The following is a 16,323-nucleotide window of genomic DNA, read 5'->3' on the forward strand; positions in this document are numbered from 1 at the left end:
CTAATCAGAGTACGACGGCGGTTCGGGAGCACGCATGGGTCTTCTGTCACGCCTGCTCGCGCGGATTGTCCGTGGCGGCGAGTAGGTTTTCCTCATGGGTGATCTGGTGAGGGCGTGGCTTCCGTGGGAGGACTCCGAGCGGGTCCTCGGTGGGGTGCCGGACGGGGTGTCGGCGCAGGCGGAGCCGGATGGGGCGGAGTTCTTCGTGCCGGGGTACATGGTCGGGGTGGATCTGCCCGCCGCCTTCGCCGCGATGCCGGATCTGAAGGTGGTTCAGCTGCAGACCGCGGGCTACGAGGCCGTTGTACCGCATCTGCCGGAGGGCGTCACCTTGTGCAATGCGCGTGGGGTCCACGACGCGTCGACGGCCGAATTGGCGGTCGGGCTGATCCTGGCGTCGTACCGGCGGTTGCCGCGGGCGGTGCGCAACCAGGAGCTCGGTGTGTGGCCGACCGACTATGTGGACATGGACGACTCGCTTGCGGATCGGACCGTGCTGATCGTGGGGTACGGGTCGATCGGTGAGGCGCTGGAGCGGCGGCTGGCCGGGTTCGAGTGTGAGGTGATCCGCGTGGCGAGGCGGCCGCGGGACGGTGTTCACCCGACGACCGACCTCCCGGAGTTGCTGCCGCAGGCGGACGTCGTCGTACTGCTGACTCCGGCGACTGATGAGACGCGCGGCATGGTCGACGAGAAGTTCCTTGCCCGGCTCAAGGACGGGGCACTGCTCGTGAACGTGGCTCGCGGGGTCATCGTCGACACCAGCGCGCTCGTGGCTGAGCTCGGTACGGGGCGCATCTCGGCCGCGCTCGACGTCACCGATCCCGAGCCGTTGCCGTCAGGTCATCCGCTGTGGTCTGCTCCGAATGTGCTGATCAACCCGCATCGCGGGGGTGCCTCGACGGCGTTCGAGCCGCGGGTCGCCCGGTTGGTGCGGGCGCAGCTGGAGCGTTTCGCGCGTGGAGAAGCACTCATCAATGTGGTGGCGGGGCCGCCACGCTAGGAGGACAACGATGTCCGAGACCGTACTGCTGATCGGGACCAAGAAGGGGCTCTGGATCGGCCGCAGCGACGCTGCGCGCCGGGAGTGGAGGCTCGACGGTCCCGCGTTCGAGATGCAGGGCGTGTACGCCGTGGGCATCGACACGCGCGGTGAGCAGCCGCGACTCTTCGTCGGCGGGACCAGTGAGCACTGGGGACCGGCGGTGTTCCACTCCGATGATCTCGGGAAGACGTGGGATGAGCCGGCGGAGGGCTCGATCGGATTCCCAGCCGGGACCGATGCGTCGCTGGAGCGCGTGTGGCAGATCCAGCCGGCGCCGGCCGCCCAGCCGGGTGTTGTGTACGCCGGGAGCCAGCCGTCGGCGCTGTGGAAGTCGACTGACGGGGGAGTGACGTTCGAGCTCGTCCGGGGACTCTGGGATCACCCGCATCGCGAACAGTGGGGCGCAGGCTTCGGCGGTCAGGCCGTGCACACCGTGCTGCCGCATGCGACCGACCCCGCGCGGATCAGCGTCGCGATGTCGACCGGTGGTGTGTACCAGACGACGGACGGTGGGGAGTCATGGTCCCCGGCCAACCACGGGATCAAGGCGTACTTCCTGCCCGACCCGGATCCCGAGTTCGGTCAGTGTGTGCACAAGCTGGCGGCGCATCCCGACGTACCGGAGCGGATGTTCGCGCAGAACCACCATGGTGTGTACCGGTCCGACGACGGCGGCGAGATCTGGAAGAGCATCGCCGATGGATTGCCGTCGGACTTCGGCTTCCCGATCGCCGTGCACCCGCATGAGCCCGACACCGTGTACGTCTTCCCGTTGGTGGCCGACGGCAACCGAATCCCCACTGACGCCACCTGTCGCGTCTACCGCTCCCGCGACGCCGGCGCGACCTGGGAACCGCTGACCAACGGTCTGCCCGAGGTCTCCTACGTCCCCGTCCTCCGCGACGCGCTCACCACCGACGCCGCCGAATCGGCCGGTGTCTACGTAGGCACCCGCGACGGCTGCGTCTACGCCAGCGCCGACGCAGGCGACACCTGGACCGAGGTCGCCAGCCACCTCCCCGACGTACTCACCCTGCGCGCCGCGGTGATCTGACGTGATCACCCTCCGGCTCCCACCAGTCCTCCGCCCCTTCGCCGACGGCGCCGAACACATCGAGGTAGAAGCCACCACCGTCGGCGCCGCCCTCGCAGCCACCCACCCAGCCCTCCGCCGCCGCCTAACCGACGAGCAGGGCTCGGTCCGCCGCCACGTCAACATCTACCTAGGCCCCGACAACATCCGAGACCTAGCCGGCCCCGACACCCCCCTCACCGACGGCGCCGAACTCCTAATCCTCCCCAGCGTCGCCGGCGGCTGACGCGGTCAGGTTGGCGGGTGATGGGTGCCGGTGCGGTCGGTCCAGCCGGTGGTGTCGGATTCGGCGCCTACCTCGGAGACGGCCCAGACGATGTTGCGGATGCCGGGGCGGTCGACGGCGCCTTGGTCGAGCATCGCTTGGTGGTACTGGCGGGCGTTCGCCTCGTCTGCGTAGACCTGGATCATGTGGCCGTCGCGGGTCCAGGTGCCGTGCACGAAGCCGGGGAGCGGGATCTTGCTCGAGGCCATCAGTGACAGTTGGTCGCGGAGGCCCTCGATGAGGTCGGGGTCGATGTCCCATACGCCGATGACTGCCCACATGGTGAGCAGTATGTGCCGGACGGGTTGGTGGCGGAAGAGCCGGTTGTAGCGTCCGGGAAGTGAAGGGCGAAGTGATCGTGGTGAGTGGGCCTCCGGGGGCTGGTAAGTCGACGGTGGCGCGGTTGGTCGCTTCGCAGGCTGAGCGGGCGACTGTGCATCTGGTGACCGACCAGTTCTACGAGGCGATTCGGACTGGGTTCATCCCGCCGTACCTGCCGGATGCGTCGAGGCAGAACGATGTGGTGGTGGATGCGTATGTGGGCGCCGCTGCGACGTATGCACGGGGTGGGTACGACGTCGTGGTCGACGGTGTTGTTGGACCGCATTACCTGCCTCCGTTTCGGGCGGCTGCGGAGGCCGACGGGCTGACCTTGTCGTACGTCGCACTGCGGCCTGCGCTTGAGACAACCATCGCCCGGGCGCAGAACCGCGGTCCCGAGTCACTGCGTGACGAAGGCGCCCTCACTCACATGTACGGCGTTTTCGCCGACCTGGGCGCGCTGGAGCATCACGCCCTCGACACGACCGGCCAGTCGGCGGCTGCCACGGCGGAGGCTGTTCGGATGGGAGTAGCCGCCGGGAGGTACCGCCTGAGCTAGTGGCGGAAGAGGCGGAGGTTGGTGGGGGACCAGCTGATGCCGTGCGTGGCGCAGGCGGCGGCTATCTGGTCGGAGCGGATGGAGCCGGCGGGTTCGGCGAGGTGGGTGACGCCGAAGCGGGCTGCCTCTTCGACGTTGTCGGGGAAGGGGAGTGCGCCGTCGGAGACCATCGACACGCCGGTGAGCGGCTCAAGCGAGTGGCGGGACCACCACTCGGCCGCTTTGGCGCCGGCTAGGCGGGTGCAGTCGACTCGGGACTGTTGGCCGGCGCCGATGCCGATCGCCATACCGTCCTTCAGAAGGGCGACGGTGTTGGACTGCGTGTAGCGGACGACGATCAGGCCGAGCATCAGATCCCGTGCGACGGCGTCACCCACCTCGGCCGACAGCAGGTCTCGAGTGATCGGTACGTCGTCCCGCTCCTGGCTGAGGCGGACGCCGTACAGCTCACGCACCTCCTCGCGCGGTGGCTCGAACGACGGATCCGCCTCCAGCACCAAGTACGTGCCGCGCTTCTTCGCGGCCAGCACCTCAACCACACCAGGCGCGTACCCAGGCGCGATGATCCCGTCACTCACGACCCGACGCAGCACGTCAGCCAGCTCAGCGTCGACCACGTGCGAGACCGCCACGAAATCGCCGTACGACGACTTAGGGTCGGCGTCCCGGGCGCGCCGGTACGCGTCAGCGACCGACGTACCGAGCGCTGCGCCAGCCGGGGACACATGCTTGTACGACGCCGCTGCAGGTACCCCAAAATCAAGAGCGGCCTCGCGGACGAGCTGCCAGCCGGTCAGCCCGTCCAGGACATTGATGTACGACGGATTTCCCGCCACGACGGTGAATGGCGCGGCCGAGCCGACGACTGTCATCGACGCGGCCTGATGTGGATTCATCCCATAACGCATGCGCGACCTCCGGAAGGAGGCGCCCAGGCGGACGACGCCACGTAGCTGTTCGCTCCACGGTGGTGATCCACCCTCGCCAGTCGCGGTAGGGCACAGGGTATTGCAGGAAAGTGCAATCCTTGTCCACAGAGGTCCGAGGAGTCTTACCATCCGCGAATGGGGTTCTTCTCGCGGAAAGGTGTCGATCTGGCCGGGCTGAGGCTGGATCAGGCCTGGGTGGACGACGACCTGGACGCGGCGTACGCGGCGGTTCGGCGAGGGGATTTGTCGACTGGGCTGGCCCTGCTGAAGGTGACGCCGGCTAATACGAATCTGCGGTCGATCCGGGCTACTGGCCTGGCGAAGGCGGCGGTTGGGCGGAGCGAACAGCTGGAGATGCGGCTGGAGGCGTACCCGAAGGATCCGGATCTGTTGTTGTGGTTCGGGCAGACGCTGGTGTTCGAGGCGTGGGCGGTGCGGACGGGGCAGCGGGCGAAGGATGTGTCGGCGCAGCGGTTTGCGACGTTCCACGACATCCTGCGTACGGCGGCCGAGGTGCTGCAGGGTGCGATTGTGGCGGCCGCGGATGACGCGGTGCCGTGGGAGGTGCTGCAGTGGGCGGCACTCGGGTTGCAGGCGGAGCCGGTGGACAAGGCCGAGATCTTCCATGCCGCGCTGATCCGGCACCCGGGGAGTTATGCGGCGCATACCGGCCGGGTTCAGGTGCTGGCGAAGAAGTGGTCCGGGCTGGAGCTGGCCGAGCTGGTTGATTTCGGTGACGCGGTGGTGGGGCGGGCGCGGCCGGGCAGCGTGCTGTGCAGTATCGCGGCCAATGTCTTCAACGAGGTCTGGCTGGAGGTTGCGTCGGACAAGGACCCGCCGCGCGTGCAGCGCCTGAAGCGGTACGCGCGCGAGGTCTCCGGCCGCCGACCGGACCTGACCGCAGCCCGCGACAAGTGGTGGAACGACGCTCGTACGCCGGATCCCGCGGATGTGTCCGCCCACGGCGCGATGGCGTTCGCGCTCAAGTGGGCCGGCGCGAAGTCCGAGGCGATGGATCACGCCTGCCGCACCGAAGGCCGGATCGAGAGCGTGCCGTGGTCCTACGTCGGCGGCGTCACCGGCTTCGCCGAAGCCCTCGCCAAACGGATGGACTAGCCCTTCTCGGCGCGGAAGACCATCAGCCGAGAGTCCACAGAGAACGGCTCACCCTGCCAACCGGCAGTCACCTGCACTGCGAATCCGGCTGCGTCCAACGCGTCGCTGATCTCCGCGAGCGAGCGGAAGTACAGCTCGTTGCGGTAGACGTCGTCGCGGCCGTCGTCGTACTGGTTATGCGCATCGAAGACGACGCGCCCGTTGGCGACCTCGATCAGGTCGAGCCATTCGGTGAGGTGGCCGATCGGGGTGTCGCGTTCCCCGTACGTCGCCTCGCGCGTCCACGACTCCCACGCCCGCGCCGCGGGGTTCCGCGACTCGAAGGCCAGTACGCCGCCGTCGCGGAGCGCTCCGGCTAAGGCAGTCAGGGCAGCGGGTAGGTCGGGGATGTGCATGATCGTGTTCCCGGTGCACACCACGAGATCGACGTCCGCGGTCGGCGGGATCACGGTGGCGTCGCCGGTGAGCCAGGTGACGGAGCTCGGCGTACGGCGGGCGTAGTTCAGCATCGTCGGGCTGGGGTCGATACCGATCACCTCCCGGCCGGGTGTCGCCAGCGAGCGCGTCAGCAGGCCGGTACCGCAGCCGAGGTCGAGGATCTTCCGGGCATCGAGGGAGTCGGCGAGCGCGCGGAAGTACGCGTGATCGTCGCCGTCGGGGTTGTCGAGGTCGTAGAGCTCGACCAGCTTCTCGTCACCATAGGGATCCACTGCGCGAACGCTAGAGAGCCCAGGACGGTGGGGCAATGTGTTTAGAGTGAGCCCATGGTCGATGTGAAGCCCCGCAGCCGCACAGTCACCGACGGTCTGGAAGCGACCGCGAGCCGAGGAATGCTCAGAGCGGTCGGGATGGGTGACGACGACTGGGTGAAACCGCAGGTCGGGGTGGCGTCCAGCTGGAACGAGATCACCCCCTGCAACCTCTCGCTGGACCGGCTCGCGAAGGCGGTCAAGGAGGGCGTGCACGCGGCCGGTGGGTACCCGCTGGAGTTCGGCACGATCAGCGTCTCCGACGGCATCTCGATGGGCCATGTCGGGATGCACTACTCGCTCGTCAGCCGCGAGATCATCGCCGACTCGGTGGAGACGGTGATGGAGGCCGAGCGCCTCGACGGCTCGGTTCTGTTGGCCGGTTGCGACAAATCCCTGCCCGGCATGCTGATGGCCGCCGCCCGGCTCGACCTCGCGAGCGTCTTCCTGTACGCCGGCTCGATCATGCCCGGCCGCCTTGGCGACAAGGACGTGACGATCATCGACGCGTTCGAAGCCGTCGGTGCGTGTGTTCGCGGTCTGATCACCCGCGAGGAGGTCGACGCGGTCGAGCGCGCGATCTGTCCGGGTGAGGGTGCGTGCGGCGGGATGTACACGGCCAACACGATGGCCGCGTCTGCTGAAGCTCTCGGTATGTCGTTACCCGGATCGGCGGCGCCGCCCGCGGTCGACCGCCGTCGCGACGGGTACGCGCGGAAGTCCGGCGAGGCCGTGGTCGGCCTTCTGCAGAAGGGGATTACGGCTCGGCAGATCCTCACCAAGGAAGCGTTCGAGAACGCGATCGCCGTGGTGATGGCGCTCGGTGGCTCGACGAACGCCGTACTGCATCTGCTCGCGATCGCCCGCGAGGCCGAGGTCGAGCTGACCCTGGCCGACTTCAACCGGGTGGGCGAGAAGGTCCCTCATCTGGGTGACCTGAAGCCGTTCGGCCGGTACGTGATGACGGATGTGGACCGGGTCGGCGGTATCCCGGTGATTATGCGGGCGCTCCTCGACGCCGGTCTGCTGCACGGCGACTGCCTGACCGTGACCGGTAAGACGATGGCTGAGAACCTCGCCGACATCGCCCCGCCGGACGTCGACGGCGCGATCATCCGCGCGCTCGACAAGCCGATCCATCCCACCGGTGGCATCACGATCCTGCACGGCACGCTCGCTCCGGAAGGTGCAGTCGTGAAGAGCGCCGGGTTCGACTCCGACGTGTTCGAGGGGACCGCGCGGGTGTTCGACGGCGAGCGGGCGGCGATGGACGCCGTACCGGAACTGAACCCGGGCGACGTCGTCGTGATCCGCTACGAAGGCCCGAAGGGCGGCCCCGGGATGCGCGAGATGCTCGCGGTCACCGGCGCGATCAAGGGCGCCGGCCTCGGCAAGGACGTGCTGCTGCTCACCGACGGCCGCTTTTCCGGCGGTACGACGGGACTCTGCGTCGGCCACGTCGCCCCGGAAGCCGTGGACGGCGGCCCGATCGCGTTCGTCCGCGACGGCGACCGCATCACCCTCGACGTCGCGAACCGCACCCTCGAACTCCACGTCGACCCCGAAGAGCTCACCCGCCGTACCGAAGGCTGGACGCCCAAGCAGCCCGCGATCACCAAGGGCGTCCTCGGCAAATACACCCGCCTGGTCCGCTCCGCCTCCGAAGGCGCCGTCTGCATCTGACCCGTCCCCGCGACCGCCAGGGGGTGGGATGGGTGTCTCGTATGGTGGGACGGGGTGGGCCCGAACTTGACCCCGGTGTGGTTCGCGGGCGAATAATGCCTACATGCGATCGATTCTCCTCGTACTTGTGCGGCGCGCCGACTGACGCGACCACTGAGTCGAGCGCGCCCCTTCAGCCAACCGGCGGAAGGGGTTTTTTGTTGCCAGGGCGACTATCTGAGACCCAGTAGCGTCAGGACAGCGAACGCAAGCGAGGATGGATCGGTCGCGAAAAGCAAACAACGTGACCAGGATTGAGGGAAGGCACTCATGAGCGAGCAGCTGACCGGGGCACAGGCTCTGATCCGCGCACTGGAACATGCCGGAGTGGACACCGTGTTCGGCATCCCGGGTGGCGCGATCCTCCCGGCGTACGACCCGATGCTCGACTCGACCCAGATCCGGCACATCCTGGTACGCCACGAGCAGGGCGCCGGGCACGCGGCCCAGGGGTACGCGGCGGCCTCCGGCAAGGTGGGGGTCTGTATGGCGACCTCCGGCCCGGGGGCGACCAACCTGGTGACGCCGATCGCGGACGCGTACATGGACTCGGTCCCGCTGGTCGCGATCACCGGGCAGGTGGCCAGTGCGGCGATCGGGACGGACGCCTTCCAGGAGGCGGACATCCGCGGCATCACGATGCCGATCACCAAGCACAACTTCCTGGTCAACGACCCGAACGACATCGCCACCACGATCGCCGAGGCGTTCCACATCGCCTCCACCGGCCGCCCCGGCCCGGTGCTGGTCGACGTGACCAAGGACGCGATGCAGGCGAAGGTCGACTTCCACTGGCCGACCGAGCTGTCGCTGCCCGGGTACCGTCCGGTGACCCGTCCGCATCCCAAGCAGGTGCGTGAGGCGGCGCGGCTCATCACGGCCGCGGAGAAGCCGGTCCTGTACGTCGGTGGTGGCGTGATTCGTGCGCAGGCCGAGGCGGAGCTGAAGGACCTTGCCGAGCTGCTCGGCATTCCCGTGGTCACCACGCTGATGGCGCGGGGCGCGCTGCCCGACACGCACGAGCTGCACTTCGGGATGCCGGGGATGCACGGTTCGGTCTCCGCGGTCGGTGCATTGCAGCGTTCGGACCTGCTGATCACGCTCGGCGCGCGGTTCGACGACCGGGTGACCGGCAAGCTGGATTCGTTCGCTCCCGAGGCGAAGGTCATCCACGCGGACATCGACCCGGCCGAGATCGGCAAGAACCGGGCCGCCGACGTGCCGATCGTGGGTGACTGCAAGGAGGTCATCACCGACCTGATCGCCGCGCTGCGCACCGAGATCTCGACCAGCGGCCGGACCCCGTCGTACGACGCCTGGCGGAACCAGCTGGTGTCGGTCCGGGAGAAGTACCCGCTCGGGTACGACGAGCCGGAGGACGGGAGCCTGTCCCCGCAGTACGTGATTCAGCGGATCGGTCAGATCGCCGGCCCGGACACGATCTACACGGCCGGTGTCGGTCAGCACCAGATGTGGTCCGCGCATTACCTGCCGTTCGAGAAGCCGCGGCACTGGCTGAACTCCGGCGGTCTCGGCACCATGGGGTACTCGGTGCCGGCCGCGATGGGCGCCAAGGTGGCCCGGCCGGACAAGACCGTGTGGGCGATCGACGGTGACGGCTGCTTCCAGATGACCAACCAGGAGCTCGTCACCTGTGCGCTGGAGGGCATCCCGATCAAGGTTGCCGTGATCAACAACCAGTCGCTGGGCATGGTCCGGCAGTGGCAGACGCTGTTCTACGACAAGCGGTACTCCAACACCGACCTGCATTCGAACCGGATCCCCGACTTCGCCAAGCTGGCCGAGGCGATGGGCGGCGTCGGGCTGCGCTGTGCCGACAAGGCCTCGGTGGACGCGACGATCGACAAGGCGATGTCGGTGACCGACCAGCCGGTCGTGGTCGACTTCGTCGTGCACCGCGACGCGATGGTCTGGCCGATGGTCGCCGCCGGCGTCAGCAACGACGAGATCCAGATCGCCCGCGACATGGCGCCCAAGTGGGACTCGGAGGAGCTGTGATGACCAAGCACACACTCAGCATTCTGGTCGAGAACAAGCACGGTGTGCTGGCCCGGGTCGCGGCGCTGATCTCGCGGCGGGGCTTCAACATCGATTCCCTCGCGGTCGGCCCGACCGAGCACCCGGAGGTGTCCCGGATGACCATCGCGGTCAGCGTGGACGAGCAGCCTTTGGAGCAGATCACCAAGCAGCTGAACAAGCTGGTGAACGTGATCAAGATCGTCGAACTCGAGCCCACGCAGACGGTTCAGCGCGAACTGCTGCTGGTGAAGGTGAAGGCCGACACCCTGACCAGGGGGCAGGTGCTGGAGACCGTCCAGCTGTTCCGTGCGAAGGTGGTGGACGTGGCACCGGACGCGATCACCATCGAGGCGACCGGCAATCCCGAGAAACTCGAGGCCATGCTCCGGGTGCTGGAACCCTTCGGCGTCCGCGAGCTGGTGCAGTCCGGCATGGTGGCGATCGGACGGGGCAGCCGCTCCATCTCCGACCGCACGCTCCGGCCGGTCCCGGTGCCCCCGCCGCACGTCCAGTCGGGGACCCCGACGGTGCAGGCCCAACCCCCACAGCGTCACCACCCGGTGCCGGCGCCGCCGCCGGGCCGTCCTGTAGCACCGGCCCGCCAGGGCTGAACGCAGTCATCAGCAACTACCAAGGAGAAGGCTCCCAGTGGCAGCAGAAATGTTCTACGACGACAACGCCGACCTGTCGGTGATCCAGGGCCGCCACGTGGCCGTTCTCGGCTACGGCTCGCAGGGCCACGCGCACGCCCTCTCGCTGCGCGACTCCGGCGTCGACGTCCGCGTCGGCCTGCCCGAGGGCTCGAAGAGCCGGGCGAAGGCCGAGGCCCAGGGCCTGCGCGTCGTCACCCCGGCCGAGGCCGTCGAAGAGGCCAACGTCATCGTCGTGCTGGCTCCGGACCCGGCGCAGCGCAAGCTGTACGCCGAGGCGATCGAGCCGAACCTGGTCGACGGCGACGCGCTCGTCTTCGGCCACGGCTTCAACATCCGGTTCGGCTACATCAAGCCGCCGGCCGGTGTCGACGTCTTCATGGTCGCCCCGAAGGGCCCCGGTCACCTGGTACGGCGTGAGTACACCGAGGGCCGTGGTGTCCCGGTGCTCGTCGCGGTCGAGCAGGACGCGTCCGGCAAGGCCTGGGACCTGGCGCTGTCGTACGCCAAGGGCATCGGCGGCCTGCGCGCCGGCGGCATCAAGACCACCTTCACCGAGGAGACCGAGACCGACCTGTTCGGTGAGCAGGCCGTCCTCTGCGGTGGTGTGTCGGCGCTGATCCAGGCCGGGTTCGAGACGCTGACCGAGGCCGGCTACCAGCCGGAGGTCGCGTACTTCGAGTGCCTGCACGAGCTCAAGCTGATCGTCGACCTGATCTACGAAGGCGGTATCGCCAAGCAGCGCTGGTCGGTCTCCGACACCGCCGAGTACGGCGACTACGTGTCCGGCCCGCGGATCATCGACGCGTCGGTGAAGGCGCGGATGAAGGAGGTCCTCGGCGACATCACCGACGGCACCTTCGCGGCCCGCTTCATCGCCGACCAGGACGCCGGTGCGCCGGAGTTCGCGGAGTTCCGCAAGAAGAGCCAGGAGCACCCGATCGAGGCCGTGGGCAAGGAACTGCGCGGCCTGATGGCGTGGGTCAAGTCGCACGACGACGACTACGTCGAGGGCTCGTCCGCCCGCTGATCCAGTAGTTGTGCAGGGCCCGGACCATTCAGGTGGATGGTCCGGGCCCTTGGCCGTCCCAGCTGGCAGAATCGGCCACGATCGATCCAGTGACGGCGAGGAGGCAATGCGGTGGTGCACGACGGCAGGCAGGCGCCGCCGCGACCGCCCCGGCGGGTTCCCGCCGGCGCGCCTCCGCTCACCCAGTTGCAGCCGGCAGTCCGCCGTACGGCGCCTCCTCCGCGCCGCCCGTGGCTTTTCGGACGCTTCCTGGCCGGCCTCGTGGCCTTCCTGCTCGTTGTCGCAGGTGGTGCCGCCGCAGGCTGGTTCATCCGCCAGGACCGGCTGTCGATCGACACCGCCGCGGCCCTGACCGCTGCGAAGCCCAGTGTGGTCCGAGTGCTCGCGACAACCTGCAGCGGCACGGGTGAGGGCACAGGTGCGGTCGTCGGCACCGGGCTCGTCCTGACCGCTGCCATCGCGGTCCGGGAGGCGAAAGGCGTTGCAGTCATCCTGTCGGACGGCCTGGTCCGGCGTGCCAACGTTCTCCGCGTGGGGAACGGCGTGGCGCTGCTGCAGGTGATCAGTCTGCCGACCACGCCGCCCCTGACGCTGGCCACTGGAACCCCTGACCCGCAGACCGAGCGGGCGCTGATCGGCTACACCCAGTCCGGCGAGCTCACCGTCCAGCAGGTCGGTTCGGTACGACGGCCGCGCCCGCTGAGCGAGGTGATGAACCTCGGCAAGCTCGGTGGTCCGGTGGTCAGCAGGTCCGGTCAACTCGTCGGCATGGTCACCGGTGACAACCTGGCTGCGAGCCGGATCGCGCCGGCCGCAGAATTGCGCGGCTACGTCACCCAGACCGACGGCGTACCGGATCTGGGTGGTCGCTGCGAGGAGTCGCGTGGCCCAGGCAGCGTGGTCACTCCGAAGCTGCAGGTCGCGGCTACCGTGCTCGCCACCGATGCCCAGAAGATGCTGGCCAACTACCTGACGCTGCAGAACCGGCACGATTTCGCCGGGGTCCGCGTGTACTACTCGACGCGGCTGGCGAACGCGCTGTCCGTGGCGCAGGACCGCTTGAGCCACCAGACGACGTACTTCTTCGACCCGGCGATCACCGAGGTCACCCAGAACGCCGACGGCAGCGTCAACGTGCGGATGGCGTACTCCGTCCTCTTCGCCCCGACGGCCCACAAGTCGGGCGGCCAGACCTGCAACCGGCTCGACATGCGGTACAAGCTGGAGCGGACCGGCCGGGTCCTGCGCCTGGACCAGTCCAAGCAGATGACCGCCGCGCGGCCCTGCGAATCGACCTGAGGTACGATCGAGTCAGCGGGCACAGCGCGGTGCTCTGAACCTTTACGAGCCCCTACCGCTTTCGCAGGAGACATCTCCCATGACTGATGTGACTCGTCCCGTCGTCCTGATCGCCGAAGAGCTGAGCCCGGCCACCGTCGAGGCGCTCGGACCCGATTTCGAGATCCGGCACGCGAACGGCGCCGACCGCGCCGAGCTGATTCCCGCCATCGCCGACGTCGACGCGATCCTGATCCGCAGCGCCACCAAGGTCGACGCCGAGGCGCTGGCCGCGGCGAAGAAGCTGAAGGTCGTCGCCCGCGCCGGGGTCGGCCTGGACAACGTCGACGTGAAGGCCGCCACCCAGGCCGGGGTGATGGTCGTGAACGCGCCGACCTCCAACATCGTCAGCGCCGCCGAGCTTGCGGTCGCGCTGCTGCTGGCCGCCGCGCGCCGGGTCCCGGCCGCCGACCAGTCGCTGAAGAACGGCGAGTGGAAGCGCAGCAAGTACTCGGGTGTCGAGCTGTTCGAGAAGACCGTCGGCATCGTCGGTCTGGGCAAGATCGGCGTCCTGGTCGCGCAGCGGCTGGCCGCCTTCGGCATGAACGTGATCGCCTACGACCCGTACGTGCAGGCCGGCCGCGCCGCGCAGATGGGCGTCCGGCTCGCCTCGCTGGACGAGCTGCTGGCCGCGTCGGACTTCATCTCGGTGCACCTGCCGAAGACCCCGGAGACCATCGGCCTGATCGGTGACGAGCAGCTGCACAAGGTCAAGCCCGAGGTCATCATCGTGAACGCGGCCCGCGGCGGCATCGTCGACGAGACCGCGCTGTACTCGGCGCTCAAGGAGGGCCGGGTGGCCGCGGCCGGGCTGGACGTGTTCGCCAAGGAGCCGTGCACCGACTCGCCGCTGTTCGAGTTCGAGAACGTCGTCGCCACGCCGCACCTCGGTGCGTCGACCGACGAGGCGCAGGAGAAGGCCGGGATCGCGGTCGCCAAGTCGGTCCGCCTGGCCCTGTCGGGTGAGCTGGTTCCGGACGCCGTCAACGTCCAGGGCGGCGTGATCGCCGAGGACGTCCGGCCGGGGATCGCCCTGACCGAGAAGCTCGGCCGGATCTTCACCGCATTGGCCGGTGGCGTCGCGCAGCAGCTCGACGTCGAGGTCCGCGGCGAGATCACGCAGTACGACGTCAAGGTGCTCGAGCTCGCTGCGCTCAAGGGTGTCTTCGCCGATGTCGTCGAGGACAACGTCTCGTACGTGAACGCGCCGCTGCTGGCGGCCGAGCGGGGCCTCGAGGTCCGGCTCGTCACCGACCACGAGAGCCCGGAGCACCGCAACCTGATCACGCTGCGCGGCACGCTCGCCGACGGCGCGCAGGTCTCGGTCAGCGGCACGCTGGTCGGCGTTCGGCAGTCGGAGCGGCTGGTCGAGGTCGACGGCTTCGACGTCGAGGTCGAGCTGGCCGCGCACCTGGCCTTCTTCACCTACGAGGACCGCCCGGGCATCGTCGGCCAGATCGGCCGGATCCTCGGCGAGGCCGACGTGAACATCGCCGGTATGCAGGTCAGCCGGGACCGCAAGGGCGGCAAGGCGCTGGTCGCGCTCTCGGTCGACTCGGCCGTCGCGCCCGCCGTACTGGACGACATCTCGTCGGTCGTCCAGGCCGACACTGCCCGCACTGTGGACCTTGACAACTGACTAGCATCCGCGGCTGTTTAACTGGCAGATAGCCAGCCACCCGCAGGCGCATGGTGGCTGGTCAGGGCCCGGACCCAAGTGTCCGGGCCCGACCTATGTCGCACCTAGTTCACCGGGACGCCGTTCGGGAACTGGGTGGTCGACGTCTCCGTCACGGGTGGCGCGAACGCGTTGAGGACCGCGGTGCAGCCGACGTCGACGGACTTGATCGAGCAGCTCAGCAGATCGAGCCGGGCGGTCTCGCTCGGGAAGCCGATCGCGTAGAAGGTGCTGTCGTTCTTCCACTGGGTCGGGACGATCAGCGGATACCCGGGGATGTCGACCTTCCACTCCACGCCGCCGCGGGTGTCGACCAGGCCGACGACATCCGCCTTGTCGGTCAGCAGGTAGCGGGCCTGGGGGGACAGGCTGCCGTGCCAGCCGCGGTAATGCGCTGGGTCGGTGGCATTGACGTCCGGGCCCATGCCCAGGTCGTTGTCGTTGTCGCCGCCGTTCGGGTGTTCCCAGACGAGCTGCCCCGCTTCGGCGGCCAGCAGGAACTCCGGCGACGCCTTCGGCTTGATCAGTTCGCCGACTCCGGTGGCGATCGTCCAGCGGCGCAGGCCGTCCGAGGCGCCGAAGTACGCGATGCCGTTGTCGATCGCGGCGACCCGCAGTGCGCGGTCGGCGGTCGGTGGGCCGGCCTTGTTGCCGGTTGCCGTGCGGGCTAGCTCGCGCTCGGCGGCGACGTCGTACAGGACGAACTGCGGCACGGCCGGAGTCGTGTCGACCCAGCCGACGACTGCCTGGTCGGCGTCTGTGGCGAGCCGGTGATTCGTGCTGCCCTTGCCGATCTTGACGGCCGCTTCGCCGGGGCGGACCTGGTAGACGCCGCCGTCGGCGCTGGTGAAGACGAAGGCAGCGTTGGTCTGCAGGAACGACGAGATCGCGACAGGGACCCGGATCACCTCGGAGCCGTAGTGGATCTCCTTGCCGTCGGCCCAGGTCGCCCGCCGTTCGGCCAGCGGGCCGCCGGCGGCGACCTTGCTGTCCGGGTCGCCGTTGACCTGCTGTACGACGGTCAGTCCGCCACCGACGATGGCGGCCGTCGCAGCCACCGCGGTGATCACCGTGGCGAGCCGGCGACGCTTGATCCGGCGAGTGCCGTTCGCGGCGATCGCCGCCAGGTCGATGTTCGGGTCACCGATGGCCTCGGCCTCTTCGGTGAACGTGTCCTTCAGCAGACCGGTCATGCGGTCACCACCTTCTCCAGGAGCGGGAGCGCTTCGGGAGCGAGTCCGGCGCGCAGTTTCTTCAGGGCACGGGAGGCTTGGCTCTTCACGGTGCCCTCGCTGCAGCCGAGGATGGCCGCGGTCTCGGCCTGACTCAGATCCTCGTAGTACCGCAGCACCAGTACGGCGCGTTGCTGCGGCGGCAGCTTGCGCACCTCGGCCCAGAGCCAGATCCGCGCGGATGTGTCATCGGCGCGCGCCGGTATGCCGGACGGCAGGTTGTCACTGGGTCGTTCGTGCCACGACCGGCGCCGGAACCAGCCGATCGCCGTATTGGTCATCACCTTGCGCGTGTAAGCCTCGGCGTTGGCCGAGTCGCGCAACTTGTTCCAGCGCACGTAGGTCTTGGTGAGGGACTCCTGGAGCAGGTCCTCGGCGAGACCCCGGTCGCCGATCAGCAGGTATGCGTAGCGGAACAGCGCCCGCTGTCTGCTGATCGTGAACTCCTCGAATTCACGATCGATGGCCATCTGTGTCCTCTCAGCACCCGGTGCCCTCCGCACCGGCTGCCCCCTTGACGCTTTGGGACCGCCGAAGTGTTGGCAAGGATTGCCCA

Annotated in this window: 16 protein-coding genes and 1 riboswitch; of the genes, 11 read left to right on the top strand and 5 right to left on the bottom strand. The window is 68.5% G+C overall.

The features are described from left to right. Nucleotides 1–94: 94 nt before the first annotated feature. From ABD231_RS22350 to ABD231_RS22360, 3 genes are read left to right on the top strand one after another with little or no spacing between them, the layout of a single operon-like run. Nucleotides 95–1,003: a 2-hydroxyacid dehydrogenase gene (locus ABD231_RS22350; RefSeq protein ID WP_344155171.1), complete on the top strand. Its 909-nt coding sequence runs from the start codon at nucleotides 95–97 to the stop codon at nucleotides 1,001–1,003. A gap of 10 nt (nucleotides 1,004–1,013) precedes the next feature. Beyond that, a complete protein-coding gene (locus ABD231_RS22355; protein ID WP_344155174.1) occupies nucleotides 1,014–2,099 on the top strand; it encodes a WD40/YVTN/BNR-like repeat-containing protein in 1,086 nt (361 codons plus the stop codon). 1 nt (nucleotide 2,100) lies between these two features. Beyond that, nucleotides 2,101–2,364 (top strand): MoaD/ThiS family protein, encoded by a 264-nt coding sequence (locus ABD231_RS22360; protein WP_344155177.1) that lies wholly within the window; start codon nucleotides 2,101–2,103, stop codon nucleotides 2,362–2,364. 5 nt (nucleotides 2,365–2,369) lie between these two features. Here the strand turns inward: ABD231_RS22360 and ABD231_RS22365 are convergent, their stop codons facing one another. Further along, on the bottom strand, nucleotides 2,370–2,684 hold the full coding sequence (locus ABD231_RS22365; RefSeq protein WP_344155180.1) for a hypothetical protein: 315 nt from the start codon (nucleotides 2,682–2,684) through the stop codon (nucleotides 2,370–2,372). A gap of 59 nt (nucleotides 2,685–2,743) precedes the next feature. Here ABD231_RS22365 and ABD231_RS22370 point away from each other — a divergent pair, with 59 nt between their 5' ends. Further along, nucleotides 2,744–3,283, top strand: coding sequence for a phosphotransferase-like protein (locus ABD231_RS22370; protein WP_344155183.1), 540 nt, complete (start codon nucleotides 2,744–2,746; stop codon nucleotides 3,281–3,283). On the opposite strand, the gene ABD231_RS22375 is transcribed toward ABD231_RS22370, so the two are convergent. Continuing rightward, nucleotides 3,280–4,191: a 5-aminoimidazole-4-carboxamide ribonucleotide transformylase gene (locus ABD231_RS22375; RefSeq protein ID WP_344155187.1), complete on the bottom strand. Its 912-nt coding sequence runs from the start codon at nucleotides 4,189–4,191 to the stop codon at nucleotides 3,280–3,282. The two genes, ABD231_RS22370 and ABD231_RS22375, sit on opposite strands and share 4 nt — an antisense overlap. A gap of 14 nt (nucleotides 4,192–4,205) precedes the next feature. Continuing rightward, nucleotides 4,206–4,285, bottom strand: a riboswitch (ZMP/ZTP riboswitch). 62 nt (nucleotides 4,286–4,347) lie between these two features. On the opposite strand from ABD231_RS22375, the gene ABD231_RS22380 reads away from it, so the two are divergent. Further along, nucleotides 4,348–5,328, top strand: a complete 981-nt coding sequence (locus ABD231_RS22380) for a hypothetical protein (RefSeq protein ID WP_344155190.1) — start codon at nucleotides 4,348–4,350, stop codon at nucleotides 5,326–5,328. On the opposite strand, the gene ABD231_RS22385 is transcribed toward ABD231_RS22380, so the two are convergent. Further along, on the bottom strand, nucleotides 5,325–6,038 hold the full coding sequence (locus ABD231_RS22385; protein WP_344155193.1) for a class I SAM-dependent methyltransferase: 714 nt from the start codon (nucleotides 6,036–6,038) through the stop codon (nucleotides 5,325–5,327). The two genes, ABD231_RS22380 and ABD231_RS22385, sit on opposite strands and share 4 nt — an antisense overlap. A gap of 54 nt (nucleotides 6,039–6,092) precedes the next feature. On the opposite strand from ABD231_RS22385, the gene ilvD reads away from it, so the two are divergent. The 6 genes from ilvD to serA all read left to right on the top strand — a co-directional run bounded on the left by ilvD (nucleotide 6,093) and on the right by serA (nucleotide 14,496). Continuing rightward, entirely contained in the window at nucleotides 6,093–7,760 is a 1,668-nt protein-coding gene (gene ilvD / locus ABD231_RS22390; RefSeq protein WP_344155196.1) for a dihydroxy-acid dehydratase, read from the top strand. Nucleotides 7,761–8,069: 309 nt separating this feature from the next. Continuing rightward, nucleotides 8,070–9,818 (top strand): acetolactate synthase large subunit, encoded by a 1,749-nt coding sequence (locus ABD231_RS22395; RefSeq protein WP_344155199.1) that lies wholly within the window; start codon nucleotides 8,070–8,072, stop codon nucleotides 9,816–9,818. After that, nucleotides 9,818–10,450, top strand: coding sequence for an acetolactate synthase small subunit (ilvN, locus tag ABD231_RS22400; RefSeq protein ID WP_425554196.1), 633 nt, complete (start codon nucleotides 9,818–9,820; stop codon nucleotides 10,448–10,450). The genes ABD231_RS22395 and ilvN overlap by 1 nt, the downstream gene beginning before the upstream one ends. A gap of 49 nt (nucleotides 10,451–10,499) precedes the next feature. Beyond that, nucleotides 10,500–11,519, top strand: coding sequence for a ketol-acid reductoisomerase (gene ilvC, locus ABD231_RS22405; RefSeq protein ID WP_344155832.1), 1,020 nt, complete (start codon nucleotides 10,500–10,502; stop codon nucleotides 11,517–11,519). A gap of 114 nt (nucleotides 11,520–11,633) precedes the next feature. Next, entirely contained in the window at nucleotides 11,634–12,818 is a 1,185-nt protein-coding gene (locus ABD231_RS22410; RefSeq protein ID WP_344155202.1) for a S1 family peptidase, read from the top strand. A gap of 79 nt (nucleotides 12,819–12,897) precedes the next feature. Next, entirely contained in the window at nucleotides 12,898–14,496 is a 1,599-nt protein-coding gene (gene serA, locus ABD231_RS22415) for a phosphoglycerate dehydrogenase (RefSeq protein ID WP_344155204.1), read from the top strand. A 104-nt stretch (nucleotides 14,497–14,600) separates the two neighbouring features. Here the strand turns inward: serA and ABD231_RS22420 are convergent, their stop codons facing one another. Together ABD231_RS22420 and ABD231_RS22425 are read right to left on the bottom strand one after the other, a co-directional pair. Continuing rightward, nucleotides 14,601–15,728, bottom strand: coding sequence for a hypothetical protein (locus ABD231_RS22420; RefSeq protein ID WP_344155207.1), 1,128 nt, complete (start codon nucleotides 15,726–15,728; stop codon nucleotides 14,601–14,603). Beyond that, nucleotides 15,725–16,237: a SigE family RNA polymerase sigma factor gene (locus ABD231_RS22425; protein WP_344155209.1), complete on the bottom strand. Its 513-nt coding sequence runs from the start codon at nucleotides 16,235–16,237 to the stop codon at nucleotides 15,725–15,727. Before ABD231_RS22425 ends, ABD231_RS22420 begins: the two co-directional genes overlap by 4 nt. Nucleotides 16,238–16,323 lie beyond the last annotated feature (86 nt).

The organism is Kribbella yunnanensis (genome assembly GCF_039529655.1).
Taxonomy (GTDB): domain Bacteria; phylum Actinomycetota; class Actinomycetes; order Propionibacteriales; family Kribbellaceae; genus Kribbella; species Kribbella yunnanensis.

Bases quoted from the DNA above. Each gene is read 5' to 3' on its own strand.
- ABD231_RS22350 (WP_344155171.1), top strand. From the start codon at position 95: ATGGGTGATCTGGTGAGGGCGTGGCTTCCGTGGGAGGACTCCGAGCGG.
- ABD231_RS22355 (WP_344155174.1), top strand. From the start codon at position 1,014: ATGTCCGAGACCGTACTGCTGATCGGGACCAAGAAGGGGCTCTGGATC.
- ABD231_RS22365 (WP_344155180.1), bottom strand. From the start codon at position 2,684: ATGTGGGCAGTCATCGGCGTATGGGACATCGACCCCGACCTCATCGAG.
- ABD231_RS22375 (WP_344155187.1), bottom strand. From the start codon at position 4,191: ATGCGTTATGGGATGAATCCACATCAGGCCGCGTCGATGACAGTCGTC.
- ABD231_RS22380 (WP_344155190.1), top strand. From the start codon at position 4,348: ATGGGGTTCTTCTCGCGGAAAGGTGTCGATCTGGCCGGGCTGAGGCTG.
- ilvD (WP_344155196.1), top strand. From the start codon at position 6,093: ATGGTCGATGTGAAGCCCCGCAGCCGCACAGTCACCGACGGTCTGGAA.
- ABD231_RS22395 (WP_344155199.1), top strand. From the start codon at position 8,070: ATGAGCGAGCAGCTGACCGGGGCACAGGCTCTGATCCGCGCACTGGAA.
- ilvN (WP_425554196.1), top strand. From the start codon at position 9,818: ATGACCAAGCACACACTCAGCATTCTGGTCGAGAACAAGCACGGTGTG.
- ilvC (WP_344155832.1), top strand. From the start codon at position 10,500: ATGTTCTACGACGACAACGCCGACCTGTCGGTGATCCAGGGCCGCCAC.
- serA (WP_344155204.1), top strand. From the start codon at position 12,898: ATGACTGATGTGACTCGTCCCGTCGTCCTGATCGCCGAAGAGCTGAGC.
- ABD231_RS22420 (WP_344155207.1), bottom strand. From the start codon at position 15,728: ATGACCGGTCTGCTGAAGGACACGTTCACCGAAGAGGCCGAGGCCATC.
- ABD231_RS22425 (WP_344155209.1), bottom strand. From the start codon at position 16,237: ATGGCCATCGATCGTGAATTCGAGGAGTTCACGATCAGCAGACAGCGG.